General features: G+C 71.6%; 28 protein-coding genes, 3 tRNA genes and 5 pseudogenes. 7 read left to right on the top strand and 29 right to left on the bottom strand.

The annotated features are described in order from the left end of the window. Positions 1–110: 110 nt before the first annotated feature. From G5V59_RS03845 to G5V59_RS03760, 19 genes and pseudogenes are all read right to left on the bottom strand, one after another. A complete protein-coding gene (locus G5V59_RS03845) occupies positions 111–272 on the bottom strand; it encodes a hypothetical protein (RefSeq protein WP_278259614.1) in 162 nt (53 codons plus the stop codon). A 232-nt stretch (positions 273–504) separates the two neighbouring features. After that, positions 505–1,443: pseudogene (gene secD / locus G5V59_RS03840) on the bottom strand (protein translocase subunit SecD); the annotation flags it as partial. A 299-nt stretch (positions 1,444–1,742) separates the two neighbouring features. Next, entirely contained in the window at positions 1,743–2,240 is a 498-nt protein-coding gene (locus G5V59_RS03835) for a hypothetical protein (RefSeq protein WP_278255666.1), read from the bottom strand. 2 nt (positions 2,241–2,242) lie between these two features. Beyond that, entirely contained in the window at positions 2,243–2,662 is a 420-nt protein-coding gene (gene yajC / locus G5V59_RS03830) for a preprotein translocase subunit YajC (protein ID WP_278255665.1), read from the bottom strand. Between the two features lie 13 nt (positions 2,663–2,675). Next, positions 2,676–3,656: pseudogene (ruvB, locus tag G5V59_RS03825) on the bottom strand (Holliday junction branch migration DNA helicase RuvB). A 109-nt stretch (positions 3,657–3,765) separates the two neighbouring features. Further along, positions 3,766–4,364, bottom strand: a pseudogene (gene ruvA / locus G5V59_RS03820) (Holliday junction branch migration protein RuvA). Continuing rightward, positions 4,361–4,906, bottom strand: coding sequence for a crossover junction endodeoxyribonuclease RuvC (gene ruvC, locus G5V59_RS03815; RefSeq protein WP_278255664.1), 546 nt, complete (start codon positions 4,904–4,906; stop codon positions 4,361–4,363). Before ruvC ends, ruvA begins: the two are co-directional and overlap by 4 nt. An 85-nt stretch (positions 4,907–4,991) precedes the next feature. Next, a pseudogene (locus G5V59_RS03810) lies at positions 4,992–5,762 on the bottom strand (YebC/PmpR family DNA-binding transcriptional regulator). A gap of 10 nt (positions 5,763–5,772) precedes the next feature. After that, on the bottom strand, positions 5,773–6,399 hold the full coding sequence (pdxT, locus tag G5V59_RS03805) for a pyridoxal 5'-phosphate synthase glutaminase subunit PdxT (RefSeq protein WP_278255663.1): 627 nt from the start codon (positions 6,397–6,399) through the stop codon (positions 5,773–5,775). A gap of 90 nt (positions 6,400–6,489) precedes the next feature. Further along, complete coding sequence (locus G5V59_RS03800; protein ID WP_278255662.1) at positions 6,490–6,795, bottom strand: hypothetical protein; 306 nt, start codon at positions 6,793–6,795, stop codon at positions 6,490–6,492. Beyond that, the gene (locus tag G5V59_RS03795) at positions 6,728–7,537 is read right to left on the bottom strand and encodes a hypothetical protein (protein ID WP_278255661.1); all 810 of its coding nucleotides are present in this window, start codon (positions 7,535–7,537) and stop codon (positions 6,728–6,730) included. Before G5V59_RS03795 ends, G5V59_RS03800 begins: the two co-directional genes overlap by 68 nt. After that, on the bottom strand, positions 7,459–7,755 hold the full coding sequence (locus G5V59_RS03790; protein WP_278255660.1) for a hypothetical protein: 297 nt from the start codon (positions 7,753–7,755) through the stop codon (positions 7,459–7,461). Before G5V59_RS03790 ends, G5V59_RS03795 begins: the two co-directional genes overlap by 79 nt. Then, the gene (locus G5V59_RS03785; RefSeq protein ID WP_278255659.1) at positions 7,752–8,204 is read right to left on the bottom strand and encodes a hypothetical protein; all 453 of its coding nucleotides are present in this window, start codon (positions 8,202–8,204) and stop codon (positions 7,752–7,754) included. The genes G5V59_RS03790 and G5V59_RS03785 overlap by 4 nt, the downstream gene beginning before the upstream one ends. After that, complete coding sequence (locus G5V59_RS03780) at positions 8,156–9,664, bottom strand: signal peptidase I (RefSeq protein ID WP_278255658.1); 1,509 nt, start codon at positions 9,662–9,664, stop codon at positions 8,156–8,158. The genes G5V59_RS03785 and G5V59_RS03780 overlap by 49 nt, the downstream gene beginning before the upstream one ends. A gap of 20 nt (positions 9,665–9,684) precedes the next feature. Further along, positions 9,685–10,281 (bottom strand): SipW-dependent-type signal peptide-containing protein, encoded by a 597-nt coding sequence (locus G5V59_RS03775; protein ID WP_278255657.1) that lies wholly within the window; start codon positions 10,279–10,281, stop codon positions 9,685–9,687. A 125-nt stretch (positions 10,282–10,406) separates the two neighbouring features. Then, positions 10,407–11,285, bottom strand: a complete 879-nt coding sequence (locus G5V59_RS03770) for a hypothetical protein (protein ID WP_278255656.1) — start codon at positions 11,283–11,285, stop codon at positions 10,407–10,409. Then, positions 11,282–12,889: a LamG-like jellyroll fold domain-containing protein gene (locus G5V59_RS03765; protein ID WP_341351124.1), complete on the bottom strand. Its 1,608-nt coding sequence runs from the start codon at positions 12,887–12,889 to the stop codon at positions 11,282–11,284. The genes G5V59_RS03770 and G5V59_RS03765 overlap by 4 nt, the downstream gene beginning before the upstream one ends. Then, positions 12,771–13,340, bottom strand: a complete 570-nt coding sequence (locus G5V59_RS35590; RefSeq protein ID WP_341350835.1) for a hypothetical protein — start codon at positions 13,338–13,340, stop codon at positions 12,771–12,773. The genes G5V59_RS03765 and G5V59_RS35590 overlap by 119 nt, the downstream gene beginning before the upstream one ends. Before the next feature lie 7 nt (positions 13,341–13,347). Then, the gene (locus G5V59_RS03760; RefSeq protein ID WP_278255654.1) at positions 13,348–13,545 is read right to left on the bottom strand and encodes a hypothetical protein; all 198 of its coding nucleotides are present in this window, start codon (positions 13,543–13,545) and stop codon (positions 13,348–13,350) included. A 95-nt stretch (positions 13,546–13,640) separates the two neighbouring features. Here G5V59_RS03760 and G5V59_RS03755 point away from each other — a divergent pair, with 95 nt between their 5' ends. Then, on the top strand, positions 13,641–14,060 hold the full coding sequence (locus G5V59_RS03755) for a hypothetical protein (RefSeq protein ID WP_278255653.1): 420 nt from the start codon (positions 13,641–13,643) through the stop codon (positions 14,058–14,060). On the opposite strand, the gene G5V59_RS03750 is transcribed toward G5V59_RS03755, so the two are convergent. From G5V59_RS03750 to G5V59_RS03715, 7 genes and pseudogenes are all read right to left on the bottom strand, one after another. Continuing rightward, complete coding sequence (locus G5V59_RS03750) at positions 14,023–14,358, bottom strand: hypothetical protein (protein ID WP_278255652.1); 336 nt, start codon at positions 14,356–14,358, stop codon at positions 14,023–14,025. The two genes, G5V59_RS03755 and G5V59_RS03750, sit on opposite strands and share 38 nt — an antisense overlap. Continuing rightward, positions 14,310–14,993: a hypothetical protein gene (locus tag G5V59_RS03745; RefSeq protein WP_278255651.1), complete on the bottom strand. Its 684-nt coding sequence runs from the start codon at positions 14,991–14,993 to the stop codon at positions 14,310–14,312. The genes G5V59_RS03750 and G5V59_RS03745 overlap by 49 nt, the downstream gene beginning before the upstream one ends. Then, a complete protein-coding gene (locus G5V59_RS03740; RefSeq protein ID WP_341350834.1) occupies positions 14,990–15,655 on the bottom strand; it encodes a hypothetical protein in 666 nt (221 codons plus the stop codon). The genes G5V59_RS03745 and G5V59_RS03740 overlap by 4 nt, the downstream gene beginning before the upstream one ends. Next, on the bottom strand, positions 15,598–16,974 hold the full coding sequence (locus G5V59_RS35585; protein WP_341350833.1) for an HIT domain-containing protein: 1,377 nt from the start codon (positions 16,972–16,974) through the stop codon (positions 15,598–15,600). The genes G5V59_RS03740 and G5V59_RS35585 overlap by 58 nt, the downstream gene beginning before the upstream one ends. 12 nt (positions 16,975–16,986) lie before the next feature. Continuing rightward, the gene (locus G5V59_RS03725; RefSeq protein ID WP_278255649.1) at positions 16,987–17,976 is read right to left on the bottom strand and encodes a hypothetical protein; all 990 of its coding nucleotides are present in this window, start codon (positions 17,974–17,976) and stop codon (positions 16,987–16,989) included. A gap of 3 nt (positions 17,977–17,979) precedes the next feature. Then, positions 17,980–19,878 (bottom strand): annotated as a pseudogene (thrS, locus tag G5V59_RS03720) (threonine--tRNA ligase); the annotation flags it as partial. Continuing rightward, positions 19,784–19,981, bottom strand: coding sequence for a hypothetical protein (locus G5V59_RS03715; RefSeq protein ID WP_278255648.1), 198 nt, complete (start codon positions 19,979–19,981; stop codon positions 19,784–19,786). The pseudogene thrS and the gene G5V59_RS03715, both read right to left, overlap by 95 nt. 104 nt (positions 19,982–20,085) lie before the next feature. On the opposite strand from G5V59_RS03715, the gene G5V59_RS03710 reads away from it, so the two are divergent. Together G5V59_RS03710 and G5V59_RS03705 are read left to right on the top strand one after the other, a co-directional pair. Further along, positions 20,086–20,640: a DNA starvation/stationary phase protection protein gene (locus G5V59_RS03710; RefSeq protein ID WP_278255647.1), complete on the top strand. Its 555-nt coding sequence runs from the start codon at positions 20,086–20,088 to the stop codon at positions 20,638–20,640. Between the two features lie 70 nt (positions 20,641–20,710). Next, positions 20,711–20,782, top strand: a tRNA-Val gene (locus G5V59_RS03705). 26 nt (positions 20,783–20,808) lie between these two features. Here G5V59_RS03705 and G5V59_RS03700 read toward each other — a convergent pair. Next, a complete protein-coding gene (locus G5V59_RS03700) occupies positions 20,809–22,101 on the bottom strand; it encodes an NAD(P)/FAD-dependent oxidoreductase (RefSeq protein ID WP_278255646.1) in 1,293 nt (430 codons plus the stop codon). Further along, positions 22,062–22,571, bottom strand: a complete 510-nt coding sequence (locus G5V59_RS03695) for a hypothetical protein (RefSeq protein ID WP_278255645.1) — start codon at positions 22,569–22,571, stop codon at positions 22,062–22,064. Before G5V59_RS03695 ends, G5V59_RS03700 begins: the two co-directional genes overlap by 40 nt. 201 nt (positions 22,572–22,772) lie before the next feature. Between G5V59_RS03695 and G5V59_RS03690 the strand changes: the two genes are divergently transcribed. Continuing rightward, positions 22,773–23,624 carry a hypothetical protein gene (locus tag G5V59_RS03690; protein WP_278255644.1) on the top strand — a complete coding sequence of 284 codons (852 nt, stop codon included), beginning with the start codon at positions 22,773–22,775 and terminating at the stop codon, positions 23,622–23,624. Positions 23,625–23,715: 91 nt separating this feature from the next. After that, complete coding sequence (locus G5V59_RS03685; protein WP_278255643.1) at positions 23,716–23,931, top strand: hypothetical protein; 216 nt, start codon at positions 23,716–23,718, stop codon at positions 23,929–23,931. 124 nt (positions 23,932–24,055) lie between these two features. Here G5V59_RS03685 and G5V59_RS03680 read toward each other — a convergent pair whose 3' ends face one another. Then, positions 24,056–24,766, bottom strand: a complete 711-nt coding sequence (locus G5V59_RS03680) for an aminotransferase class IV (RefSeq protein ID WP_341350832.1) — start codon at positions 24,764–24,766, stop codon at positions 24,056–24,058. Positions 24,767–24,912: 146 nt separating this feature from the next. Here G5V59_RS03680 and G5V59_RS03675 point away from each other — a divergent pair. Together G5V59_RS03675 and G5V59_RS03670 are read left to right on the top strand one after the other, a co-directional pair. Then, positions 24,913–24,986: transfer RNA gene (locus G5V59_RS03675), tRNA-Gly, on the top strand. 64 nt (positions 24,987–25,050) lie between these two features. Next, positions 25,051–25,124, top strand: a tRNA-Cys gene (locus tag G5V59_RS03670). Positions 25,125–25,135 lie beyond the last annotated feature (11 nt).

The raw sequence follows: 25,135 nt of genomic DNA, 5'->3' as shown, positions 1-25,135 counted from the left end.
GCCGACCTGCTGGATCGAGATCTTGCTCTCGCTCACCTGCGGGAAGGTGTCGAGCACGATCTTGTTGACCGCCGTGCGCTGGTCCTCGTTGAGGCTCTCGACCTGGACCGTCAGCGACGAGTTCCCCTCGGTGGTGACGACGGGGTTCTCGGCGTTCTGGACCTTGGCGTCCGCGATCGCGGCCTGCAGGCTTTGTCGGCGTTCTTCTGGCTGGCGTTGCCGCTGCCGACGTCGACCGAGAGCGAGGAGCCACCGGTGAACTCCACGCCCATGTTGAGCGGCTTGATGAACAGCACCGCGACCGCGAGGCCGACGATGACCGCGGAGATCGCGTAGAAGAGCCAAGGACGGCCGACGAAGTCGACCGACTTGCGGCCCTGGTAGAGATCGTTGCCCAGGCGGGACATCTTGCCCATCAGCGGCCACCTCCCGTGCTCGCGGTGCGCGACTTCGCCACGTCCATGCCGAGTGTCTCCTTGCTGAGACCGGACAGACTTTGTGCCCGGAGTTGAAGGCGTGGAACTGGGCCAGCCACGAGACCATCGGCTTGGTGAACCAGAACAGCACCGCGAGGTCGATCAGGGTGGTGAGGCCGAGCGCGAAGCCGAAGCCCTTCACCGCGCCGGTCGCGAAGACGTAGAGAACGACGGCCGAGAGGATCTGCACCGTGTTCGCCGCGACCCGGGTGACCCGGGCACGGGCCCAGCCGGTCTCGACCGCGACCCGCATCGACTTGCCCTCGCGCATCTCGTCACGGATCCGCTCGAAGAAGATGACGAACGAGTCCGCGGTGATGCCGACGGCGATGATGAGTCCGGCGATGCCGGGCAGCGTCAGCGTGAAGCCGGCCGTCTCGCTCAGCAGCAGCACCATCGCGTAGGTGATGGCCGCCGCGACGAAGAGCGAGACCACCACCACCAGGCCCAGGCCGCGGTAGTAGAAGAGGCAGTAGAGCATCACCAGCACGAGGCCGATGGCGCCCGCGGTGAGTCCCGCGGTCGGCTGGTTGCCAGCGAGCGACGGACCGATCTCCTCGACCGAGGTGCCCTGGTCGTTGAACTTGATCGGCAGGGCACCGAACTTGAGGCTGTTGGCGAGGTCGAGCGCCTGCTGCTCGGTGAAGTTGCCGGTGATGCTGGAGCGGCCGTCGGTGATGACGGCGTTCATGACCGGAGCGGAGATGACCACGCCGTCCAGCACGATCGCGAACTGCTCCTCGGTGCCCTGGAAGGCACGCGAGACCGTCTCGAAGTCGGTGGAGGCACCCGGCGAGCCCTTGGGGCGCGCCTTGTTCTTGTCGTTGCCCATGTCGATGCTGACCTGCCAGCCGACGCCGTTCTGCGGCGTGCCGGCGGAGGCGTCGTCGAGCTCGGTGCCCTCGATGACGGACTGGCTCAGCAGGTACTTGATCGACTGGCCGTCCTCGGGCAGCGAGCACGCCACGAGCGGCTTGTCGGGGTCGTCGGCGATCGCGGCGGCCTTGCCGTCGGCTGCGTTCAGGAGCCTGGCCCTTGCCGTCACAGGCGTACTTCGCGAACTCCGCGATCGCGGCCTGGTCGGGCTGCCGGGACCAGGTGATCGCGTCCTGGGCGGTGAAGCCCTTGGTCTTCGTGGTGTCGGTGCCCGGGGTGGGCGTGCCGCTCGGGGTGCCGGTCGTGGCGCCGCTCGGGGTGCCCGACGGCGTGGTGGAGGGCGTGGTGGAGGGCGTGGTGGAGGGAGTGCCCGACGGCGTCGGGTCGTCCTCAGCCGCGGAGAGGTCCAGGCCGGGCCGGCCCAGGCCGCCGCCCATCGAGCCGGTGTCGGAGCCGGGCAGTCCGGTCCCGGCGCCGGAGGCGCACGCGGCCGGCTTCTGGTCCGAGCAGGCGACGAGGCGGAAGCGCAGCTGCGCCTGGCGCTTGACCGTGTCCTCGAGCCTGGCCGCGGTCCTTCGTCTTGCCGGGGACCTCGACGACGATGTTCCGGCTGCCCTGGGTGGTGACGGCCGCCTCGGCCACACCGGATCCGTTGACGCGCTGGTCGATGATCCGCCGGGCCTCGTCGAGGTTCTCCTTGGTCTGGTCCTTCTCGGCGCTCAGGGTGATCCGGGTGCCGCCCTGCAGGTCGAGGCCCAGGGCCGGCTTCCAGGGAGTCTTGTCCTTGTCACCGCCGCTCTGCGAGAGCGCGGTGAGGCCGTAGAGCACGGCCAGCGCGAGGAAGAAGATGACCAGGTTGCGCCCGGGGCGCGAACGGCGCGAGGCCATGCTCAGCGCTCCTCTTCGTCGTCAGGAGTGGAATCCACGGGGACGTCGTCGGCCACGGGCTCGCGCCGGACCGAGGCCACCGCACCGCGGACGACGCGGAGGACCACGCCGGTAGCGACCTCGAGCTCGAGGTACTCGTCGGTCTCGCCCACGACCGTGCCGTAGATGCCCGAGGTGAGCATCACCTCGTCGCCGACGGCGAGGGCGGCCTGCGGCTGCGCGGTCTCCCGGCGCTGGCGTGAGGCGGGTCGGATGATCAGCAACCAGAAGATGGCGGCGATCGCCACGATCGGCAGCAGGGAAACAACGCCGTCCACGAACAAACCTCTCCAGCGGGGCAAGGAAATATGGCCGCGGCTGCGGACGCAGGGCGGACCGTCGGGAAGTGTAGCCAGCGAGTCCAGTCCGAGCGTGATCCGCACCCGTCCGGGCGCGTCAGTCCTCGAAGAGGGTGGGTCCTGCACCGTCGGCCGGGTACGACGGCGCGGTCAGCCCGAGGTGGGTCCAGGCCGCGGGTGTGGCGATCCGGCCACGCGGGGTGCGGGCCAGGAAGCCGTTGCGGACCAGGAAGGGCTCGGCGACCTCCTCGACGGTCTCCCGCTCCTCACCGACGGCGACGGCGAGCGTGGAGACGCCGACGGGCCCCCCACCGAACCGGCGGCAGAGCACGTCCAGGACGGCGCGGTCGAGCCGGTCGAGACCGAGCTCGTCGACCTCGTACAGGTCGAGCGCGGCCTGAGCGACGCCACGGGTGACGGTGCCGTCGGCGCGGACCTGGGCATAGTCGCGCACGCGGCGCAGCAGGCGGTTGGCGATCCGCGGGGTGCCACGCGATCGGCCGGCGATCTCGGCCGAGCCCTCCTCGGTGAGACTCGACGCCGAGGAGGCCCGCGGAGCGGCGCACGATCAGGTCCAGACTCGGCGGGCTCGTAGAACTCCAGGTGCGCGGTGAACCCGAACCGGTCGCGCAACGGACCCGGTAGCAGCCCGGCGCGGGTGGTGGCGCCGACGAGCGTGAACGGCGGGATCTCCAGCGGGATCGCAGTGGCGCCCGGCCCCTTGCCGATGACGACGTCGACCCGGAAGTCCTCCATCGCGAGGTAGAGCATCTCCTCGGCCGGGCGGGACATCCGGTGGATCTCGTCGACGAAGAGCACCTCGCCCTCGTTCAGCCCGGACAGGATGGCGGCGAGGTCGCCGGCGTGGGTGATCGCGGGCCCGCTCGTGATTCGCAGCGGGGTGCTCATCTCGTGGGAGATGATCATGGCCAGGGTGGTCTTGCCCAGGCCGGGCGGGCCGGAGAGCAGCACGTGGTCCGGGGCCCTCCCCCGCTGCTGGGCAGCCTCGAGCACCAGGCCGAGCCTGGTCGCGCACCCGCGCCTGCCCGACGACCTCGTCCAGCGTGCGCGGGCGCAGCGCGGCCTCGACGGCGCGCTCGTCGCCCTCCGCCTCGGCCGCGGTGAGCGAGCGGAAGTGATTCTCCTCAGCGGCGGCGAGACTCGTCCTCGTGGAAGGGCACGACCGATCACGCCTTGGAGAGGCTGCGCAGGGCGGCGCGCAGCAGCGCACCGACGTCCGGCGAGCCGTCGGCCTGGCCGGCGACCGCGTCCACGGCCCTCTCGGCGTCCTTGGCGTTGTAGCCCAGGCCGACCAGGCCCTGGTGCACCTGGTCGCGCCAGGCGGCGCCGCCCGACGCGGCAGGAGCGGACGGGTGACCGGTCGGCGCACCGATCCGGTCCTTGAGACTCGAGGATGATCCGCTGGGCGCCCTTCTGGCCGATCCCGGGGACCTTGGTGAGGGTCTTGACGTCGTCGCCGGCGATCGCCGTACGCACGCCGTCGGGACTGAGCACCGCGATGATCGCCTGGGCGAGCTTGGGCCCCACGCCTGAGGCGGTCTGGACGAGCTCGAAGATCGTCTTCTCCTCCTCGTCCGCGAAGCCGTAGAGGGTCAGGGAGTCCTCGCGCACGATCATGCTCGTGGGCAGGGTGGCCTGCCGGCCGGTGCGCAGGCTGGGCGAGCGTTCCCGGCGTGCACATGAGTTCGAGGCCGATCCCGCCGACCTCGACGACGGCGCTGGACAGCGTGACGGCGGCCACCTGGCCACGGACGAACGCGATCATCGGACTCCTCCGGGGATGCGGGAACGGGTGGGCCGGGCGGAGGCGACGGCGGCGTCGATCCGCGCCTGCGCACCCCCACGCCAGATGTGGGTGATGGCCAGGGCCAACGCGTCGGCGGCGTCCGCGGGCTTGGGCATCGCGTCCAGGCGCAGGATCCGGGTCACCATCGCGCCGACCTGGGCCTTGTCCGCGCGTCCGTTGCCGGACACCGCGGCCTTGACCTCGCTCGGCGTGTGCAGCGCGACCGGCAGCCCGCGCCGGGCCGCGCACACCATCGCGATGCCCGCGGCCTGCGCGGTGCCCATGATCGTGCTGACGTCGGAGCGGGCGAAGATCCGCTCGATGGCGACCGAGTCGGGCCGGTGCTCGTCCAGCCAGGCGTCGATGCCACGCTCGATCGTCACCAGCCGCTCGGGTACGGCGACCTGGGCCGAGGTGCGCACGACACCCACGTCGACCAGCGCCAGCGGCCGGCCCACCGAGCCGTCCACCACGCCCAGTCCGCAGCGGGTCAGCCCCGGGTCGATCCCGAGCACGCGCACGTCGTCACCTCTCGTCCGAACAGATGTTCGGACGAAACGTTAGAGGATAGGTGCGTCGTTCGTGCGTAGACACGCGCGAAGTGCGTCACTCCTCGATCTGGTCGAGGACCTCGTCGGGGATGTCGGCGTTGGAGAAGACGTTCTGCACGTCGTCCAGGTCGTCGACGGCGTCGACCAGCCTTGAACACCTTGCCGGCCGCGGTCGGGTCGGCGACCGGGATGTCCATCGAGGCCACGAACTGCACCTCGGCGGAGTCGTAGTCGATGCCGGCCTCCTGCAGCGCGGTGCGCACCGCGACCACGTCGGTGGCCTCGGACTGCACCTCGAACGCATCCCCGTGGTCGTTGACCTCCTCGGCACCCGCGTCGAGCGTGGCCTCGAGGATGTCGTCCTCGGAGATCTCCTTGTCCTCCTGGGACTTGGCGACCACGACGACGCCCTTGCGGGTGAACAGCCGCGAGACGGAGCCCGGGTCGGCCATGGTGCCGCCGTTGCGGGTGACCGCGGTGCGGACCTCCATCGCGGCACGGTTGCGGTTGTCGGTGAGGCACTCGACGAGGAGCGCCACGCCCTGCGGGCCGTAGACCTCGTACATGATCGTCTCGTAGTCGACGCCGCCACCCTCGAGCCCGCCGCCGCGCTTGACCGCGGAGTCGATGTTCTTGTTGGGCACCGACTGCTTCTTGGCCTTCTGGATGGCGTCGAAGAGCGTGGGGTTGCCGGAGGGGTCGGGGCCGCCCATCTTCGCCGCGATCTCGATGTTCTTGATCAGGCTTGGCGAAGAGCTTTGCCGCGCTTGGCATCGATCGCGGCCTTCTTGTGCTTCGTGGTCGCCCACTTGGAGTGGCCAGACATCTACGTCCCTCTATCTACCTCGACGACTTGCGTGCTGCCGCAGCAGCCCGGGCAACTCTATCCGGCGACCAGGTCGAGGAAGAGCCGGTGCACCCGGCCGTCCCCGTCGACCTCGGGGTGGAAGGAGGTGGCCATCAGGTGTCCCCTGCCGTACGGCGACCGGATGGCCGGCCGCCTCGGCGAGCACCTCGACGCCCGGGCCGGTCGCCTCCACCCAGGGCGCGCGGATGAAGACGGCGTGCACCGGATCGCCCAGACCGGCGAATTCCAGGTCCGCCTCGAAGGAGTCCACCTGCCGTCCGAAGGCGTTGCGCCGCACGGTGACGTCCAGGCCGCCGATGGTCTCCTGGTCCGCGGTGCCGTCCTCGATCCGGTCGGCGAGCAGGATCATCCCGGCGCAGGTGCCGAAGGTGGGCATCCCGCCGGCGATCCGCTCGCGCAGCGGGTCGAGCAGACTCGAAGGTGCGGGCGAGCCTTGGCCATCGTCGTCGACTCCCCACCGGGCAGCACCAGGCCGTCGCAGGCGTCGAGCCTCCCCCGGCCGTCGTACGGCGAAGGCGTCGGCCCCGAGGGCGGTCAGGGTCTGCAGGTGCTCCCGCACGTCGCCCTGGAGGGCGAAGACTCCGATGGCTGGCACGCCGGAGAACGTTACGGGATGGTGCAGGCTCTTGTTGCCGTTGCCCGAGTAGACTCGCGGTGTTCGACAGGGCGGACTCGACGCCGCCGATCACCGCGACCAGGCGGAAGGTGCCGGCCTCGTTGTTGATCGACTGGGTCTGGCCGTTGCGGACGTTGCCCGCGAACGTGGTCGGGGTCCGGAAGCTGCCGCCCCCGCCGTAGTAGAGCCTTGAAGGAGTCGGGGTTGCCGACGCCGGCCCAGGTCCACGTGAGGCTGTAGGGGTTGCTGCCGTTGGTGGTGCCGCAGACCGTGATGACCGGAGCGGGCAGGACGGCGAAGGTGGTGGTCAGCGTCGCGACGTTGCCGGCGACGTCCGTCGCGGTGAACGTCGCGGTGTAGCTCGCCCTGCGTCATCACCACGGCGGTCAGGCCGTTGGTGCGGTACTGGCTGCCGCTCAGCACGACCATCGATTGCGAGCAGGCGGTACCGGCGACGAAGCTCGTGCCGTTCCAGCACTGGGTCGTGCCACTGGTGCGGACCAGCCTTGACGGTCACCGTGCTGACTCCGGACCCGCCGGTGTCGGTCGCCGAGACGCAGATCTGCGCGACGCCCGCGCCGGCGTCGGCGCAGTCGATCGCCAGCCAGGTCGCACCGCTGGTGCCGTCGGCCGGGAGCGGGTTCGTGAGCACAGGGGGCGTGGTGTCGCCGCCGGTGGCGGTGATCGTGGCGTTCGCCGTGGCCGAGTCGGTCCACAGCGCGCCGGTCGGCGAGAACGGCGCCAGGCCGCTCACCCCGATCGCGCCGCCGATCGTCAGCGCGGAGACGGCACCGACCGCGACGGCTGCGTGCCGACGGCCCGAGCCGGCCACCGCGTGTGCGCCGCGACGCGGGCCCTGCGGCCGGAAGCCGAGGACGACCGCCCCGACGACGAGCAGACCGCCGAGCAGCAGCCCGGCCGGCGTGGAGGCGGCGCTGAGCACGTAACCCGCTCCGGGCACCCCGAACGCGACCCGGTCCGCCGTGCGCACCACGTAGGTCTCGGCGTCGGGAGTCGCGTTGGTGTCGCCCTGCAGCGTCAGGCGTGCATGGCCGTTCTCCGCGCTGGAGATGGCCACGACGCGGTGGGTGACCCGGCCGTGCTCGGCGCTCTGCACGCTGACGACGTCGCCGACGCGCAGGCTCGCTCGCCGGGACCTGGTGCGCGATGCCGAGCGCCCCCGCGTCGTACGACGGGCTCATGGAGCCGGACTGGAAGACCAGTGGCGTCACGTTGAACAGCCAGCCGGCGAGCAGGGAGAGCAGGCACAGCGCGCCGAGGACGCCGCCGACCCACAGGACCAGGCTCGCGGGCGATGCTCTTCGTGCGGCTCATGAGACCACCTGCGTCGCGGAGAAGGTGAGGACGATGCTGGAGGTCGCGCCGCTGGTGACTCCCGAGCCGTTGGGGAGCCGGACCTGCACGCACAGGTCGTGGTACGGCGTCGCGGCGCTCGAGGACAGACTTGCCCGGGCGATCCGCTGTAACCGTTGAGACCGGTGTCGGCGGTGCCGACGAGCGTTCCGCCGGTGCAGACTGGTGCCGCTGACGGTGCCGCCGTTGCGGACGGTGACCTTCAACGCAGCGCCGAGAGTGCCGCTGGCGGTGGCAGCGATGGTGTAGCCGAACGTCAGCCCGCCGGCGCTGTTGTTGCTCACGCGCAGGACCTTCGCCTGGGAGTCCCCGGCGACGGCGAGGCTGCCGCCGAGCGCGGTCCACGCGTAGGTCTCGGGCTTCACCCGGTTGTTGGTCGCGAGGTCGATGTGGATCGCGCCGGCCTGCACGGTCGTGCCGGTGGCCTGCGTCCCCGCCCGCCAGTACGCCGACGTGCCGACGGCACCGACGCCGACCAGGAGGCCGGCGGAGAGCAGGGCGCGGGTGCGGCCGCGTCCGAACCACCTAGCCACGGGGAACCTCCCCGCGCGTACGCCGCCGGACGAGTGCCAGCCCGCCGCCGATCAGGCCCGCGGCCAGCCAGACCAGGCCGGGCGCGACGGCAGAGCCGGTCGCCGGGAGGCCGCCGTCCTCGACGCCACCGACGGAGCCGTCGCCGTTGCCGCCGCCGTTGCCCTGGTCGATGCCGCCCACGCTGCCGTCCTCCTCGAGGTTGAGCAGCACCCGGAACGGGACCTGCTGGAGCCTGGCGGGTGGAGTCGGCGTCGAAGGTGGCCCGGATCGCCACCTGGGTGCGGGCGTTGCGGGCGACGGGGAGCTCGGTGCGCACGGGCGTCGTACCGGCCTCGACGTCGACCCACGGGCCGTTCGCGACGCGGGCCTCGATGGTGAAGTCGTCCGCACTGAGCAGGGCCGAGGGGTCCGCGGCGAGCACCTGGACGGTGAGCAGGCCGCCCGACGGACCCTGGTTGCGGACCTGGAAGGAGCGGGTCTCGACGTCGCCCGGGACGAACCGGAAGCCGGGGTCGAAGAGTGGCGCGGCGAGGGTCTCGGTCCAGGTCACGCCGTCCCGGCTGAGACCGATCTCGTCGTCCGCGTGCGCCGGCGCCGCAGCGAGCGCGACCACCGCGGCAGCGGTGGCCCCGATCGAGGCGATGCGGCGGATCATGCGGATGTTCTCCTTGTGCGGAACGTGACGAGGGCCGAGGACCAGCAGGAGGGCTCCTGCGGCGGCCAGGACGATGGTGCGGTCAGGCCGGTCCGGGGTGGTGCTGACGACGGGTGCTTCTCCGAGGGGTTCGGCCGCCGGGACGGGTGTCCTGAGCGACTCGCTCTCCTCGGTTGCCTGCTCGGTGCTGTCCTCGGCCGGGTGAGCCTTGCGTCGCCGGTCGCGCAGCCCACCGACGAACATGTAGGCCGCGTAGCCGATCAGTCCGGCCGAGACCGCCCACACCGCCCACTGCCGCTGCTTGCCGCTGAGTGCGTTGTTGACGTAGCCGAGGTACGGAACCGAGTACCACAGCCTCCCCCTGACCTGGACCTCCTGGACCGGGTTCCGGTCGGCGACCTGGTTGGCGTCACCGCGCGTGGTGAGGACCTGCTTGCCGTCGAAGCGACTGCCCTTGCCCACGACCCGGTGCGTCACCACGTCGTCCTTGCCGGAGTCCCGCTGGTAGGTGATCACGTCGCCGATCGAGATGTCGTCGAACTCGACCGGCTTGACGACCACCAACGTCCCCGGTGGGTACTTCGGCTGCATGGAGCCGGTGAGCACGGTGTACGGCGTCGCACCGGCGAGCCGCGGCACGAGGACCGCGGCCGCCAGCACGACGACCACACCGAGGATCACCAACCACGCGAGGACCTGACCTATCCAGCCGGCGGTCGCCCGGACCGAGAGAGCCACCGGCTGGCGCAGTTCAGCTGTGGACCTGGTCGAGTCTGGATGGCGAACTGCGAGAGCGCGCCGGACAGCGTCTGGCTGGCGTTGTCGCCCGCGACGCCGCCGTTGAAGGTCACGCCGATGACCACGTTCACCGTGTTGTTGTTGTTCGCCTCGGTGATGTCGGCGGTGGTCAGGTCCACGCCGCCCACCTTGAACGAGGTGTCCAGGGTCAGCGACGACGCGAGCGCGCCGGACAGGGCCGGGTTGGTCAGCGCGACGTTGGCCCGCAGGTGCTCGCCGGTCGCCCGGATCGTGAACGCGCAGGTCTTGGTCAGGCTTTGTCGCCCGGCACGATCAGATCGGTCGCCGGGACGTAGGTCTTGTTGGCGACGGTCTCGCCGCTGTCGAACACCCAGTTCGCCGTCGCGCAGGTGTCGTTGATGATCTTCAGGCTCACCGGCGGTCACGTTGACCCCGGCGACGCTGGTGTTGGCGCTCCAGTAGGCGAGGGTGCCCGCACCACCCATGAGCAGGACCGCCGCGGAGCCAGCGGCGAGCGCACCCTTCGTCGTCTTCTTCATGATTCTCCAGTCCCCATGCCTGCGTTGTCCCCAGGTGTGGCGGTGTTCTCGGTGTGTCGTGAGGCGGTGGTGCCTCGCGATCCACAACGAAGGCAAACACGACCAGGCACGGTCGCACAGGAGAATCAGGACTTTGGTCCCACCGAGGCGACCGGGCGGAGCGCGGAGGGACTGTCAACACCACTATTCCGATGGGTCCCTCGGTTCCGCGGGAGGGTCTTGACGAGTGCGCCGCGCACCAGGGAGAGGGCCGCGGGGGTCATGCAGAGCGCGACGACAGCGAGCCACCACCACGGCGGCAGGGCTGGTGCGAGACGGACCCGGAAGCCGCCGCCGGCGTCGGGCTCGTGCACCTCCACCGTGCCGACCTCGCCCGGGTGCAGCACCACGGCGGCTCCCCCGGGCTCCCTCGCCTGGAGCCGCACCGGGAGCAGCCCGGTGCCGACGTACGTCGCCCGGGCGCCGGTCGCGTCGGGCACGAACGCCACCTGCTCGGCGCCGACGAGCGGCTGGTAGATCCCCAGCACCACCGCGACGAGGACGGCGCCGAGCACCATGGTCACCGGCAGCCGGCGCCCGCGACGGACGAGCGTCCGCGCCAGCAGGACCAGCCCGAGGCCCGGCAGCAGCACCGGCGCCGCGACGACGAGCCAGCCCACCCCCGGCCAGGTCGCGCGCACCTCGCCGACCACGTCCTCGGGGGCGATCCGCCAGGGGTCGGGGCCGGGCAGGTCGCCCTTCGTGGCGAGGCTGCCGTCGTCGTACCGGGCCAGGACCCGGTGGCTGTACGTGCCGCCGTTCGGCGCCCGGAACGTGACGAAGGCGCCCGGCTCCAGGTCGGCGGGGTCGGTCCGGCCGACCCAGAGCAGCGAGCCGACCGGGGCCGTCGTACCCATCGACGGGGAGGTGACGTGCACCCAGGTGCCGCCGTCGGCGCGCCAGCCGAGGCAGCCGCCGAGCGCCACCACGGCGACGGCAACGGCGAGGAGGCGCAGCCACCTCATCCGAGCAGCACCGCCACACCCCAGTCGAAGCGCAGCGTCCAGGCCGAGCCGGCAAGCGAGACCCGGTGCGCCAGCGGGACGAGGGAGCTCGAGCCCCGCCACGTCGGTGTCGTAGCCCGACGCCACCCGTGCGTACGACGTCGTGAGGGTCTGGCTCGCGCCCGGCCCGGGCGCCGCCGCAGGTGTCGCCGGAAGCCAGCCGGCTCCGGCGAGCCTGGTCGAGCGGGGTGAGCCCGAAGGCCGTCGTCGCGCCGAGCGCCCAGCCGAGCCGGACGTGCGCGCACGGCGTTCCGCCGGTGACGTAGGCGATCGCGGCAGTGTGCGTCGTGGTGACGGGATCGCCCAGCATCCACAGGTGCTGCGCGCTGCCGAGCGCGCTGGCGTAGGACGCCGCGGAGGCGCTCGAGGCGAGCGCTGCGACGCTCGCCGCGGACAGCGTGGTCGTCGTGCGGAACACCCCGGCGAGCCATCCGGTGAAGTACGCCGGCGGGCCACCGAGGCCCGACAGCGCGGTGGTGTCGGTCCAGCCCAGGTGCCACCAGGAGTCGCTCAGCGTGCCGACGAGCAGCACCGCGTCGTTGATGGAGTCCACCTGGGTGCCGTCGACGTACAGGCTTGAGGTCGGTGGTGAGCGTCTTGCGGTTGACGGTGAGCGCGACGTGGTGCCAGCGCCCGTCGCGGAGGTCGGTGCCCGATGCCGAGGCCAGCACGAGGATCACCGGCAGCACGAGCACCGGCGTGCCGTCGAGCTTGACGCGGACGCGTCCGGCCGCGTCGAGGTAGAGCGTCGGGTTCGCGCCGGCGCTCGTCGAGGCGACCGGGCTGGCGTTGAGCGAGAGCAGCCCACCGCCGCCGGAGCCCGCCGGGGCGCGGAACCACAGCCCGATCGAGTACGACCCGCCGGCCACCAGCGAGGTCGTGGTCGGGACCACGTCGGCGGCGTAGTGGGTGCTGCCGTCGAAGCCCGCCGCCACGCTCGTCCCCCACGGGTCCGCCGCAGCGCGGGTGACGCCGTAGCGCGGCAGCATCGGGTCGGCGGCCGTGCCCGCGTTCGTGAAGCGGGCGGGAGCGCACGAGAGCACCTGCACCTGCTGGGTGTACGTCCCGCTCGGGGTCGTGTTGCTCAGCGTGTCGACCTGGGTCTGCGTGGCCGCCGTGGACGCGCCGCTCGGCAGCGGAGCGCCGCTGCACGCGGCATCCGCCGGGCCGGTCCCGGCGCAGGCGCTGCTCCCCCAGGTGTGGGTGAGGGTGAGCCGCCCGGTCCGCGCGGTGTCCGTCGGGTTCGCCACCTGCGCCGCCGTCCACCCGGCGCCCGCCGCCGGCACCCCGGCGGCGGCCAGCGCCACGAGCAGGAGGCCGGTGGCGGCCCGGATCATGACGCGAGCGTCCAGGTCAGCGGCTGGCTGACGGTGATGTTCTGGCTGGCCACCGCGGCGGCCGCGTTGAGCGCGACGGTGAACCGGCAGGTCCACTGCGCGCCGGCGTTCAGGCTCGCTGCCGGTGGCGGTGTGCGTCTTGGTCGTCGTCGGCGGCACGCCGGCGGCGTAGGCCAGGTCGCTCCACACCGACCCGGTGGCGTACGACGCGCCGGGCGAGCAGCCCACGGCCACCGTCAGGCTCGCTGGGTGCCGTGCAGAGGTTGGTCGCGGCCGGGGTGCCGGAGCCCGCGGTCGGGCTCTGCGAGCAGGTTCCCGGCGCGAGCGCGAAGGTGGCGCCGTTGGCCGCGCCGAGGTTGGTGAAGGTGACGTCGATCGTGCGGGAGCCGCCGGGCATCAGTGGGCTCGCGGTGCCGCCGTACTTGTTGATGGTGGAGCAGGTCGCGACATTGCTGACCTGGTCGCTGGAGCGGCAGGTGCTGGTGCCGTCGGTCTCGGCGAGGACGACCGCCTTGGCGGTGGCGACGGTGTCGGTGTCGTTACCGAGGACCGCGCTGGTCCACGAGGCGAGCGTGCCCGACGTACCGAGCACCAGGACGACGGCCGCGGCCGCCCCGGCAACGGCCAGGACCGTCCCGCTCCCCCGCTTCGCGCGCTTTGCGCTGTGCTGTCCGGACATCGCGGTCTCACACGCTGATCTGCCAGGTCAGGTCCTGCTCGACCCGCTGGCCCGAGAACCGGGCGCCGCTGCCGGAGGCCAGCGCGACGGTGAACGTGCAGTCCACGGCGTCCCCGCTGGCCAGGCCGCCGGTGATCGTCCGTGCTCCCGTGAACGACGCCAGCGCGACCGGCGGCACCGAGAGCACGCGTGTCGCGCCCGCCACGCACTCGGCGCCGACGGTGGTACTGGCCGCACAGGTCGTCGGCCGGCAGCGGCGTCTGCCCCTGGCGCGAGCCGGAGTGGTAGATCGACGCGCAGGTGCCCGGCGTCAGCGTGAACGTCGCCGCGTCCGAGGGCCCGGTGTTCGTCAGGGTGACCGTGGTGGAGACGGTGTCGCCCGGCTGCAGGGCGGTGGCCCCGGTCGCGGCGGCCCCGGCGTCGCCGTACTTGTTGATGCTGGAGCAGGTCGCGGTGTTGGTGGCGCTGGACGCGGTCGTGCAGGTCGCCCCACCCGGCCCGCTCTCCTCCAGCACGACGGCTCCCGCGCTGTCGGCGGTGTTGCCGTCGTTGCCGATGATCGCCGCCGTCCACGACGACAGCGTCCCGGTGACGGCCAGGGTCAGCAGCGCCGCGGCGAGGGCACCGCTGAGCGCCAGCAAGCCGGCGCGGCGCCGGGTCGCGGGTCGATCCTCAGAGGTGCTCATGCACCTCTCGTCGGCGGCGAGGAGCCGGACCTGAGACCTTGGTCACACGATCCGGTCCCTGCGCGACTACCAGCCGCGCTCGGCCAGACGGTGCGGCTGGGGCGAACTCGTCGACGTTGATGCCGACCATCGCCTCGCCCAGGCCGCGGGAGACCTTCGCGACGACGTCCGGGTCGTCGTGGAAGGTGGTGGCCTTCACGATCGCCTCGGCGCGCTGCGCCGGGTTGCCGGACTTGAAGATGCCGGAGCCGACGAAGACGCCCTCGGCGCCGAGCCTGCATCATCATCGCCGCGTCGGCCGGGGTCGCGATGCCACCCGCGGTGAAGAGCACCACCGGCAGACTTTGCCGTTGCGGGCCACCTCCGCCACCAGGCTCGTACGGCGCCTGGAGCTCCTTGGCCGCGACGTACGAACTCGTCGTCGGACAGCACCGTGAGCCGGCGCAGGCTCGGCGCGGATGGTGCGCATGTGGGTGACCGCGTTGGAGACGTCGCCGGTGCCGGCCTCGCCCTTGGAGCGGATCATCGCCGCGCCCTCGGTGATCCGGCGCAGCGCCTCGCCCAGGTTGGTGGCACCACACACGAAGGGGACGGTGAAGGCCCACTTGTCGATGTGGTTGGCGTAGTCGGCGGGCGTGAGCACCTCGGACTCGTCGATGTAGTCGACACCGAGCGACTGCAGCACCTGGGCCTCGGCGAAGTGGCCGATCCGGGCCTTGGCCATCACCGGGATCGAGACGGCCTCGATGATGCCGTCGATCATGTCCGGGTCGCTCATCCGGGAGACGCCGCCCTGCGCGCGGATGTCCGCGGGGACGCGCTCGAGCGCCATGACGGCCACCGCACCGGCGTCCTCGGCGATCTTGGCCTGCTCGGGCGTGACGACGTCCATGATGACGCCACCCTTGAGCATCTCGGCCATGCCGCGCTTGACCCGGGTGGTGCCGTGCTCCTGCTGCTCGCTCATGAGGTCGATCCTACGACCTGGTGAACGGTGTTCAGGAAGGGGTGTCCGTGGGCGGCTCCGCCGCGGCGGCCGCGTCCAGGGCCAGCGCCTGGCGGCGTACCTTCAGGACCCGGAAGATCACCGTGTAGGTGCTCGCGAAGGCCAGCGCCCAGAGCGTGACCTCCATCAGGATCGGCAGGTCGAAGAGCGCGCCCAGACCGGTCATCACCAGGATCGAGACGAGGCGGTCGGCACGCTCGGCGATGCCGCCCTTGGCGTCCATGCCCAGCGACTCCGCCCGCGCCCGTGCGTACGACGTCACCGAGCCCATCACCAGGCACCACAGGGTCACGCAGAGGTAGAGGTAGCTTGTCGCCCTGGTCCTTGCCGGTGCCGGCGAAGTACAGCGCCAGGCCGCCGAAGATCGCGCCGTCGCCGATCCGGTCCAGGGTGGAGTCCCAGAAGGCGCCGAACCTCGAGCCTGCGGCCCAGGCTCGCGGGCCATCCGGCCGTCGATCAGGTCGCTGAAGACGAAGGCGGTGATGAACAGCACGCCGATCAGCAGGCTGGCCCTGCGGGAAGAAGATCAGCGCGCCGGCCGCCACGCCGAGGGTGCCGACCAGCGTCACCGCGTCCGGGCTGATGCCCATCCGGATGAACAGCCGCACGAAGGGGTGCAGCACGGTCCCGGCCCAGAACTCCTTGAAGCGATCCAACACGGCGCGAAACCTACTACCGCCAGGCGTCCGCGAGCAGATCCCGGGTGTCCCCGAGCAGGCTGGGGAAGGGTCTTGGTGCCGCCGATCACGGTCATGAAGTTCGCGTCCCCCGACCACCGCGGCACCACGTGCTGGTGCAGGTGGCCCGACAGCGAGCCGCCCGCCGCTCCCCCGAGGTTGAGCCCCACGTTGAACGCATGCGGCTGCGAGACCGCGCGGATGGTGCGCAGCGCGGACTTGGTCAGCGCGGTCACCTCGGCCGTCTCCGCGTCGTCGAGGTCGGTGTAGTCGGCGACGTGGCGGTACGGCAGCACCATCAGGTGCCCCGGGTTGTAGGGGTAGAGGTTGAGCACGACGTACGCCGCCTCGCCGCGGACGACGACCAGGTCGTCGTCGCTCGAGGTCGCGGGGTCGCGGGTGATCCGGCAGAAGGGGCAGGCCGGGCGCGGCTCGGCGTGGGCCGGCGGCTCGGCGCCCTCCTCACCGCGGACGTAGGACATGCGGTGCGGCGTCCACAGCCGCTCCAGCCCGTCGGGGTCGGACACGGGGCTCCTCACTCGTGGTCGGCGGCAGCAGGGCCGAGGGTCTGCAGCAGGTCGGAGACCGGGAGGTCGGGCAAGTTGAGCCCGCGCGAGAGCGCCATCCCGTTGATCTGCAGCCAGATCGACTCCGAGAGGATCGCGATGAAGGCGGTGGTCGACGGCTCGCGGTCGGCGCGCCCCAGCCAGCGGCGCACGGCGGCGAAGACCGCGCCGATCATGCCGAACACCCAGGGATCCAGGGCCGCACGGTCGTCGTCGGTGAGCTCGACGCCCAGCGCCGCGACGACGATCGACATGATGCCCTCGATGCCCTCCGCGACCTGCTCGACGGCCTGGCCCAGGGGGCTCGGCTCCCAGCCGGCGAGGTCGCGCTCGGCGAACCAGTAGAGCGAGGGGTGCTCGGTCGACCAGGTGACGAAGCCTGCTGACGATGCCGTGGATGATCTGGTCCGGCGTGCCGTCCAGGGACAGCGCCGGCAGCGACTCGCGGCCCACGTTGTCGCAGATCCGGCGCTGCACGGCGCGGTCGAGGTCGGCGCGGTCGGCGAAGTGGCGGTAGATGACGGTGCGGCTCATGCCCGCCTCGTCGGCCACCGCCTGCACCTGGAACTCCTCGCCGGGCGCCTGGCGCTCCAGCACCGCGATGGTCGCGTCGATGATGACCTGCCGCCGGACCTGGTTGTGCTCCTGCCACCGGCGCCGGCGGCCGTCGAGGAGCTCACCGCTCTCGTCCGTCGTCATTGCCGAACCCTCTCACGTGAAGCGGTGGAACCACTGGCCGAGGTCGACAGCGATCCCCGGGCAGGTGACGTTGAGGTCGCGGCGCTGCTCGACCCACTGCCCCAGCACCGCCGTCCCGCCCTGGATCGACCAGTCCGCCCCGCAGCGGCTCAGCGCCTCCGCGCGCGAGGTCTGGCCCGCGGCGCGCCACTCCGGCACGCCGCCCAGGTCGAGGTCGCCGACCACCCGGGCATAGAGGCTGGGCGTGGAGTAGACGCCGATCCGGAAGCCGGCGTCGACGTACCCCCGCGCGACGCCCTCGATCACCGCGGCGTTCGCCTTGACGTCGCTGCTCCACTCGAAGATCGGCACCGGCTCGACGTCGATCCAGATGATCGGGCTGAGCAGGCCGACCTCGGCCATCGTGCCGATGTTGAAGCGCGCCTGGGCGTAGCCGACGTTCTTGAGCCTGACCGAGCTTGGTCGAGGCATCGTAGGGGCCGTCGGCGCCGTGGTCCTTGAGCGTCGCCGCGTCGGGGTAGGTCTGGAGACGGCGTAGACCGAGACCAGACTTTGTCGTTGTCCTTGACCCACTTCACCTGGGCGGCCAGGCACGGGTTCGGGGTGAAGCCCGGGCCGTTGGTGAGCCCGATGACGACGTACTCCGCGCTCGGCAGGGGCATCGGCAGACCCTGGCCCTGCTTCTGCGGGATGCCCATGCCCTTCGGGCACTGGGGCCAGCCTGATGTCGCCACCCAGGACGTCGCCGTCACGCGGCGCGATGTCCCCGGTGGGCTGCTCGGTGGCCCGGGCCAGGTCCTCGGCCGCCTTGGCCAGGTCGCTCGCGTCGGAGCCCGGGTCCCCGGCGTCGCCACCGGGCTTGCCGCTGTCGGTCGGGCCGGTCGCGGGCGCGCTGGACGACGGAGGCCGGGCCGGAGCGCCGGACGGGCCGTCGGAGCCGCCGCACGCGGCGAGCGCAGGCAGCAGCAGCCCGAGCGCGGCGTACCCGACGGCCCGGCGCACGGCTCAGACCTGCTCGTGCGCGGCGACCGCAGCCACCACCCGCTCGACGGCCTCCGCGACCGGTACGCCGTTGTCCTCGGCGCCCGTCGCGGTAGCGGAAGCCTGACCGCGCCCTTCTCCACGTCCTCGCCACCGGCGATGAGCATGAAGGGGACCTTCTGCAGGCTGCGCGTTGCGGATCTTCTTCTGGAACCGGTCGTCGGACTCGTCGACCTCGACCCGGATCCCCCGGGCCTTGAGCCTGGCTCGTCACGTCGTACAGGTAGTCGGTGAAGGTGTCCGCGACCGGGATCCCGACGACCTGCACCGGGGCGAGCCACGGAGGGAAGGCGCCGGCGTAGTGCTCGACGAGGACGCCGAGGAAGCGCTCGATCGAGCCGAACTTCGCGGAGTGGATCATCACCGGCTGCTGCTTGGTGCCGTCCGGCGCGGTGTACTCCAGGCCGAAGCCCGCGGGCTGGTTGAAGTCGTACTGCACGGTGCCCATCTGCCAGGTGCGGCCGATGGCGTCCTTGGCCTGGACGGAGATCTTCGGGCCGTAGAACGCCGCGCCGCCCGGGTCCGGGACGAGCTCGAGACCGGTCTCGGCGGCGACGTCCTCGAGCACCTTGGTGGCGGTCGCCCAGTCCTCGTCGCTGCCGACGAACTTGTCCTTCTTGGTGTCGTCGCGGGTCGACGAACTCCAGGTAGAAGTCGTCGAGGCCGAAGTCGCGCAGCACGCTGAGCATGAAGGCTCAGCAGGTGCTTGACCTCCGCCGGTGCCTGCTCGGGCGTGCAGTAGGAGTGCGAGTCGTCCTGGGCGAAGCCGCGGACCCGGGTGAGGCCGTGGATGACGCCGGACTTCTCGTAGCGGTAGACGCTGCCGAACTCGAACAGGCGCAGCGGCGAACTCGCGGTAGGAGCGCCCGCGGCTGCTGAAGATCAGGTTGTGCATCGGGCAGTTCATCGCCTTCAGCCTGGTAGTTCGCGCCCTCGAGGCTCCATCGGCGGGAACATGGTGTCGGCGTAGTACGGCAGGTGCCCCGAGGTGTGGAACAGCCCGTCCTTGGTGATGTGCGGCGTGCCGACGTAGGAGAAGCCCTCCTCGATGTGCCGCTGGCGGACGTAGTCCTCCATCTCCCGCTTGATCACACCGCCCTTGGGGTGGAACACCGGCAGGCCGGAGCCGATCTCGTCGGGGAAGGAGAACAGGTCGAGCTCGCGACCCAGGCTTTGCGGTGGTCGCGGCGCTCGGCCTCCTCCAGCCGGTGCAGGTGCTCGTCGAGGCTCCTCCTTGCTCGGCCAGGCGGTGCCGTAGATGCGCTGGAGTCTGCTTGTTCTTCTCGTCGCCGCGCCAGTACGCCGCCGCGCTGCGCATCAGGCTTGAACGCCGGGATCCGCTTCGTGGTGGGCAGGTGCGGCCCGCGGCAGAGGTCCTTCCAGGCCACCTCGCCCTTGCGGTCGATGTTGTCGTAGATGGTCAGGTTTCGCCCGCGCCGACCTCGGCGGACGCGCCCTCGGCGGCGTCCGCGGCCGAGCCCTTCAGGCCGATCGACTCGACCTTGTAGGGCTCGTCGGCCAGCCTCGACGAGCGCGTCCTCGTCGGTGGTGACCCGGCGCTCGAAGCGCTGGTTCTCCTTGATGATCTTGCGCATCGCGGTCTCGAGCTTCGCCAGGTCCTCCGGCACGAAGGGCACCGGCACGTCGAAGTCGTAGTAGAAGCCGTCCTGGATCGGCGGGCCGATGCCGAGCTTGGCCTCCGGGAAGAGCCTGCTGCACGGCCTGCGCGAGCACGTGCGCGGTCGAGTGCCGCAGGATGTCGAGGCCGTCAGGGCTGCCGATCCTCACGCCCTCGACCTCGTCGCCGTCGGCCAGCACGTACGACAGGTCCCTGAGCTCGCCGCCCACCCGGGCCGCGATCACGTCGGCGTCGTCGCGGAACAGGCTCCCAGGCCTTCGTGCCCTCCGTGACCGTCGAGTCCTGGCGCACGTCGGCGGACTGGATGACGATCTTGATGTCGGACACGGAAGAGGCTCCTCGGGGCTGGACCAGTCGATCGGTACGCCGGCCGGCGCACCGAGTGCCGACTGTACCGGTGTGAAGACCTCCGGATTGCGTACTACCTGGGCATGACTGCGAACCAGCCTCTGCACTTCACCGCGCCCGGACTCGACGAGGGCGTCGCCCAGCGCATCGTCACCCTCCTCCAGAGCCGGCTCGACGCCTGCAACGACCTGCACCTGACCCTCAAGCACGTGCACTGGAACGTCGTCGGCCCGCACTTCATCGCCGTCCACGAGATGATCGACCCGCAGGTCGACGCCGTCCGCGGCTTCGCCGACGACCTCGCCGAGCGCATCGCCACCCTCGGCGGCTCGCCGCAGGGCACGCCGGGCTCGCTGGTCCAGCGCCGCACCTGGGACGACTACGAGATCGGCCGCGCCACCACCCAGCAGCACCTCGCCGCCCTCGACGTCGTCTACCAGGGCGTCATCACGTCGTACCGTGACGGGATCAAGGAGACTCGACGACCTCGACCTGGTCACCCAGGACATGTTCATCGCGCAGACCGAGCAAGCTGGAGGCTCTTCCACTGGTTCGTGCGCGCGCACCTGGAGGACACCGGCGGCAACCTCAAGACCGCCGGAGACGACTCCGAGAAGGCCGCGGCGAACGACGCCTGACCTCCCGATGCGAGCCGCGGTCGCGAGATGCGTTAGAGTCTCCGACCGCGGTTCCTCTGGGGCCGCGTCCGGGCGATTGGCGCAGTGGTAGCGCGCTTCGTTCACACCGAAGAGGTCACTGGTTCGAACCCAGTATCGCCCACCGGACACCACGAGAGCCGCTCCCGATCAGGAGCGGCTCTCGTGCGTTCCGCCCCCGCTCAGCCCAGGTGGTGCACCTCCTGCAGGCCGCGCACCGGCGTCGGGATCCCGGCGTGCCGGGCCTTGAGCCTGCAGCGCCAGGTAGAGCGAGTAGTGACGCGACTGGTGCAGGTTGCCGCCGTGGAACCAGAGGTTCTCCTGCTGGGTCGGCTTCCACATGTTGCGCTGCTCCCCCTCCCACGGCCCGGGGTCCTTGGTCGTGTCGGAGCCGAGGCCCCAGACCTTGCCGACCTTGTCGGCGACCTCCTGGCTGATCAGGTCCGCCGCCCAGCCGTTCATCGATCCGTAGCCGGTGGCGTAGACGACGAGGTCTGCCGGGAGCTCCGTCCCGTCCGCCAGCACGACGGAGGTCTCGGTCAGGTGGTCGACCTGGCCCTTGGCGAGCTTCACCTCCCCGTCCGCGACGAGCTCGGCGGCGCCTACGTCGATGTAGTAGCCCGAGCCGCGGCGCAGGTACTTCAGGAACAGCCCCGACCCGTCGTCGCCCCAGTCCAGGTCGAAGCCGGCGGCCTCCATCCGGTCGTAGAAGTCCTTGTCGCGCTCGCGCATCCGGTCGTAGAGCGGGATCTGGAACTCGTGCATGATCCGGTAGGGCAGCGAGGCGAAGACCAGGTCGGCCTTCTCGGTGGTCATCCCGGCGGCCAGCGCACGCTCGGAGTACAGGTCGCCCAGCCCGATGTCCATGAGGGTGTCGCTCTTGACGATGTGGGTGGACGAGCGCTGCACCATCGTCACGTCGGCACCGGTCTCCCACAGCGCCCCGCAGATGTCGAACGCGGAGTTGTTGCTGCCGACCACCACGACCCGCTTGCCGGCGTAGGCGTCCGGGCCGGGGTGCTGGGAGGAGTGGTGCTGCTCGCCGCGGAAGACGTCCTGGCCCGGCAGCCTCGGGACGTTCGGCTTGCCGGACATGCCGGTCGCCATCACCAGGTGCGTCGGCTCCAGCACCACCGGCCTCCCGCCGCGCTCGACGTGGACCGTCCACCGGCCCGCCGCCTCGTCGTACGACGCGCGGGTGGCGACGGTGCTCGACCAGTACGGCACCTCCATCACCCGGGTGTAGAACTCCAGCCAGTCGCCGACCTTGTCCTTGGGCGCGAAGACCGGCCAGTTGTCGGGGAACTTCAGGTAGGGCAGGTGGTCGTACCAGACCGGGTCGTGCAGGCACAGCGACTTGTAGCGGTTGCGCCACTGGTCGCCGGGGCGCGGGTGCTTGTCGATCACCAGCGCCGGTACGCCGAGCTCGGCGCAGCCGCGCACCGAGGGCGATCCCGCCCTGCCCGCCGCCCACGACGAGGACGTAGGGCTGGGTGGTGACGCCGAGCGCGGCGTCCTCGGCGTCGCGGCGCTCGGCCCAGGTCACCCGCTCCTTGGTCGCACCGTGCTCGGCACCCACCGGGCGCCGTACGCCGCGCGGCTCCTCGTGGCCCGTGAGCTCGTGCAGCGTGGTGAGGAAGGTCCACGCCTTCGGGCCGTCCTCCTCGACCAGGCGGGCCAGGCCGCGCCCTCGCCCGACGGAGGTCTCGAACTCGAACCAGGCGGTCGTCACGCCATCTTCGGTCGCAGCGGGCTCGGTGAGCCGGAAGCCGCGCGGGTCCACCCGCTCGAGGGTGTCGGCGAGCAGGTCGGCCACACCCTGCGGGTCCTCGACCGTGGTGATGTTCCAGGTGAAGGCGATCAGGTCGCGCCAGAAGCCTGGTGGCGGCGAAGAGACCGGCGGCACGGTCCACGTCGCGGGCGGTGAGGGCGTCCTCGAACGCCGCGAACCAGGAGGCGGCGGGGTCCGTGGCGGTGGTGTCGGTGGCGGCCGCGAGGGGCCGTTCGTCGAGCCTGGGTCATGCCGAGCAGTCGACCTTCGCGGCCGCCCGGCCCGGAACCGTTGCACGATGTTGCATGTGGCCCCCGTCACACGTTCGTCCTACGGTGGTCCCATGGCCTCGCACGACCTCGCCACGCGGGCCCGCGACCTGGTCCGGATCCACGACGCGGTCCTGGCCGGCAGCGCGCCCCCCGCAGCGTCCGCGGGCCGTCGTGGCCCGCTCCTGGGCGCGCGTCCTCGGCCTCGGGATCGATCCCGACGGCCGCAACGGCCGCGACCCGCTGGGTCCCGGGGAGGTGGAGGCACGGCGTCGTACGTCGCGGCTGGCGCTGGTCGTCGACGAGATCCGCGAGTCTGCTGCTCTCCGCCGCGGACGCGTCCAGCCTACCTCGTGGTGATCACCGACGCCGACGGCGTCGTGCTGTGGCGCAGCGGCTCACCACGGGTGCGGCGCCAGGCCGACGGCCTCGGGTTCGCCGAGGGCGCCCTGTGGACCGAGGGGGCGGTCGGCACCAACGCGATCGGCACCGCGCTCGAGGAGGGCGCGCCGGTCCAGCCTGTTCTCCGCCGAGCACTTCGAGACCGCACAGGTGCCCTGGTACTGCACGGCCTCCCCCATCCACGACCCGATCGACGGCTCGCTGCTCGGCGTGGTCGACGTCAGCGGTCCCGCGCTGACCCTGCACCCGGCCATCGAGGCGCTGGTGACGGCGTCCGTCCGGCTCGCCGAGGCGCGGCTGTGGCGTCACCACGAGGAGCGCCCGGAGCAGCCTGCGCCGCTCGGCCGAGCCGCTGCTGTCCGGTGCGAACGGTCCACTGCTCGTCGTCGACGACCACGGCTGGGTGGCCGCGCACCAGGGCGTCGCGGTCCGCGACCGGGTGGAGGCACCGCGGGCGGACCGGGCGGTCGCCGTACCGGGTCTGGGGCTGTGCCTGCCCGAGCGGCTGCGCGGCGGCTGGCTGATCCGGCCCTCCTCCGGGGAGACCCGCCTGCGCGCGACCCTCGACCTGACCACCACGCCCGCGATGCTGGAGGTGCGCGGCAGTGAGGCGCCGTGGCGGGTCGCGCTCTCCCCCCGGCACGCCGACGTGCTGGCCCTGCTCGGCGCCGCGGGACGGGCCGGCCTCACCGCCGGCGTGCTCAGCCACCGGCTCTACGGCGACGGCGAGCACCAGGTGACCGTGCGCGCCGAGATCTCCCGGATGCGCCGCGCCCTGGGCGCGCTGCTGGCGACGAATCCCTACCGGCTCGGCGAGGGCGTGGAGCCTGAGCGTCGTCAGCGGTTGAAGCCCAGCAGGGACGGCTCGTTCTCGGCCCAGGCCTGCGCGGCCCGCCGCGTGACCGGCCCCGGTGCGGCGAGCTCCCGCTCGTCCCACCGGTGCACGCCCTGCACGTCACGGGTCGTCGAGACCAGGAAGATCTCCTCCGCCCCCCGCCGCCACCTCGATCGGCTCGTCGACCTCGGTCGCCCCGAACCACTCGATGAGCAGCGCCCGGGTCACCCCCGCCAGGCAGCCGCTCGCCAGCGTCGGTGTGCGCACCTCGCCGTCGATGACGTAGAAGACGTTCGTGCCCGTGCCCTCGCACAGGTTCCCGGCCAGGTTCGCGAAGACCGCCTCGCTCGCCCCGGCCTCCTGCGCGCGGGCGAGGGCGAGCACGTTCTCGCCGTACGACGTGGTCTTGAGCCCCGCGAGCGCCCCGCGCTCGTTGCGCGGCCACGGCACCGTCACCACCGCCGTCGTCTCCGGCGCGGGATCCATCGGGCTCGCCACGACGATCACCGTCACCGGGTCGGTGCCGCGCCCGCTGCCCAGCGGCGCATTGCCGCCCGTGACCGTGATCCGCAGCCGGCCCAGCGGCATCGGGTCGCCCTCCAGCACGGCGTGCACGCCGCGTCGTACCTCGTCGGGGTCGAGGCCGACCAGCCCCAGCCCGGCCGCCGAGCGCTCCAGCCGGTCCAGGTGCCGCTGCAGCGCGAACGGCTGCCCCTCCACCACCTTGACCGCCTCGAACACCGCGTCCCCGACGGTCAGTCCGTGGTCGGTCACCGGCACCGCCGGTGCCGTGGGGTCGGACAGCAGGTTCCCGTTGATCCACGCACGCATGGGGCCAGCCTAGGAGGCCCGTGGAGAGGCCGGACGGAGCCTCGACATGCCGAAGACGACCCCCCGTTTTGGCGCCGTTCACCGGATCGGCTAATGTTCTCAACCGCACCGCAGAGCGGTCCGAAAGGGCCTCGAAGCAGTGCGATGCGGACGTAAACTCAGTTGGTAGAGCGCAACCTTGCCAAGGTTGAGGTCGCGAGTTCGAGCCTCGTCGTCCGCTCGGAGAGGTCAGGCCCACTGGCTGACCAGGTCAGTCCAGAGTCAGATTTTGGGAAGGCCTTCGCGGTGGGTTGGCCGAGAGGCGAGGCAACGGACTGCAAATCCGTGTACACGGGTTCAAATCCCGTACCCACCTCCACACAACTCCAC

The sequence above is a fragment of the Nocardioides convexus genome (genome assembly GCF_011090295.1).
The sequence above is the reverse complement of the archived record's forward strand: the minus strand, read 5'-3'. Positions and strand labels throughout refer to the sequence as shown.

Excerpts from the sequence above, each read along its gene's own strand:
- G5V59_RS03845 (WP_278259614.1), bottom strand. The coding sequence starts at position 272 with ATGGGCGTGGAGTTCACCGGTGGCTCCTCGCTCTCGGTCGACGTCGGC.
- G5V59_RS03835 (WP_278255666.1), bottom strand. The coding sequence starts at position 2,240 with ATGGCCTCGCGCCGTTCGCGCCCCGGGCGCAACCTGGTCATCTTCTTC.
- G5V59_RS03800 (WP_278255662.1), bottom strand. The coding sequence starts at position 6,795 with ATGACGCAGGGCGAGCTACACCGCGACGTTCACCGCGACGGACGTCGC.
- G5V59_RS03790 (WP_278255660.1), bottom strand. The coding sequence starts at position 7,755 with ATGAGCCGCACGAAGAGCATCGCCCGCGAGCCTGGTCCTGTGGGTCGG.
- G5V59_RS03775 (WP_278255657.1), bottom strand. The coding sequence starts at position 10,281 with ATGAAGAAGACGACGAAGGGTGCGCTCGCCGCTGGCTCCGCGGCGGTC.
- G5V59_RS03770 (WP_278255656.1), bottom strand. The coding sequence starts at position 11,285 with ATGAGGTGGCTGCGCCTCCTCGCCGTTGCCGTCGCCGTGGTGGCGCTC.
- G5V59_RS35590 (WP_341350835.1), bottom strand. The coding sequence starts at position 13,340 with ATGTCCGGACAGCACAGCGCAAAGCGCGCGAAGCGGGGGAGCGGGACG.
- G5V59_RS03745 (WP_278255651.1), bottom strand. The coding sequence starts at position 14,993 with ATGAGCGAGCAGCAGGAGCACGGCACCACCCGGGTCAAGCGCGGCATG.
- G5V59_RS35585 (WP_341350833.1), bottom strand. The coding sequence starts at position 16,974 with ATGACGACGGACGAGAGCGGTGAGCTCCTCGACGGCCGCCGGCGCCGG.
- G5V59_RS03710 (WP_278255647.1), top strand. The coding sequence starts at position 20,086 with ATGACTGCGAACCAGCCTCTGCACTTCACCGCGCCCGGACTCGACGAG.
- G5V59_RS03690 (WP_278255644.1), top strand. The coding sequence starts at position 22,773 with ATGGCCTCGCACGACCTCGCCACGCGGGCCCGCGACCTGGTCCGGATC.
- G5V59_RS03680 (WP_341350832.1), bottom strand. The coding sequence starts at position 24,766 with ATGCGTGCGTGGATCAACGGGAACCTGCTGTCCGACCCCACGGCACCG.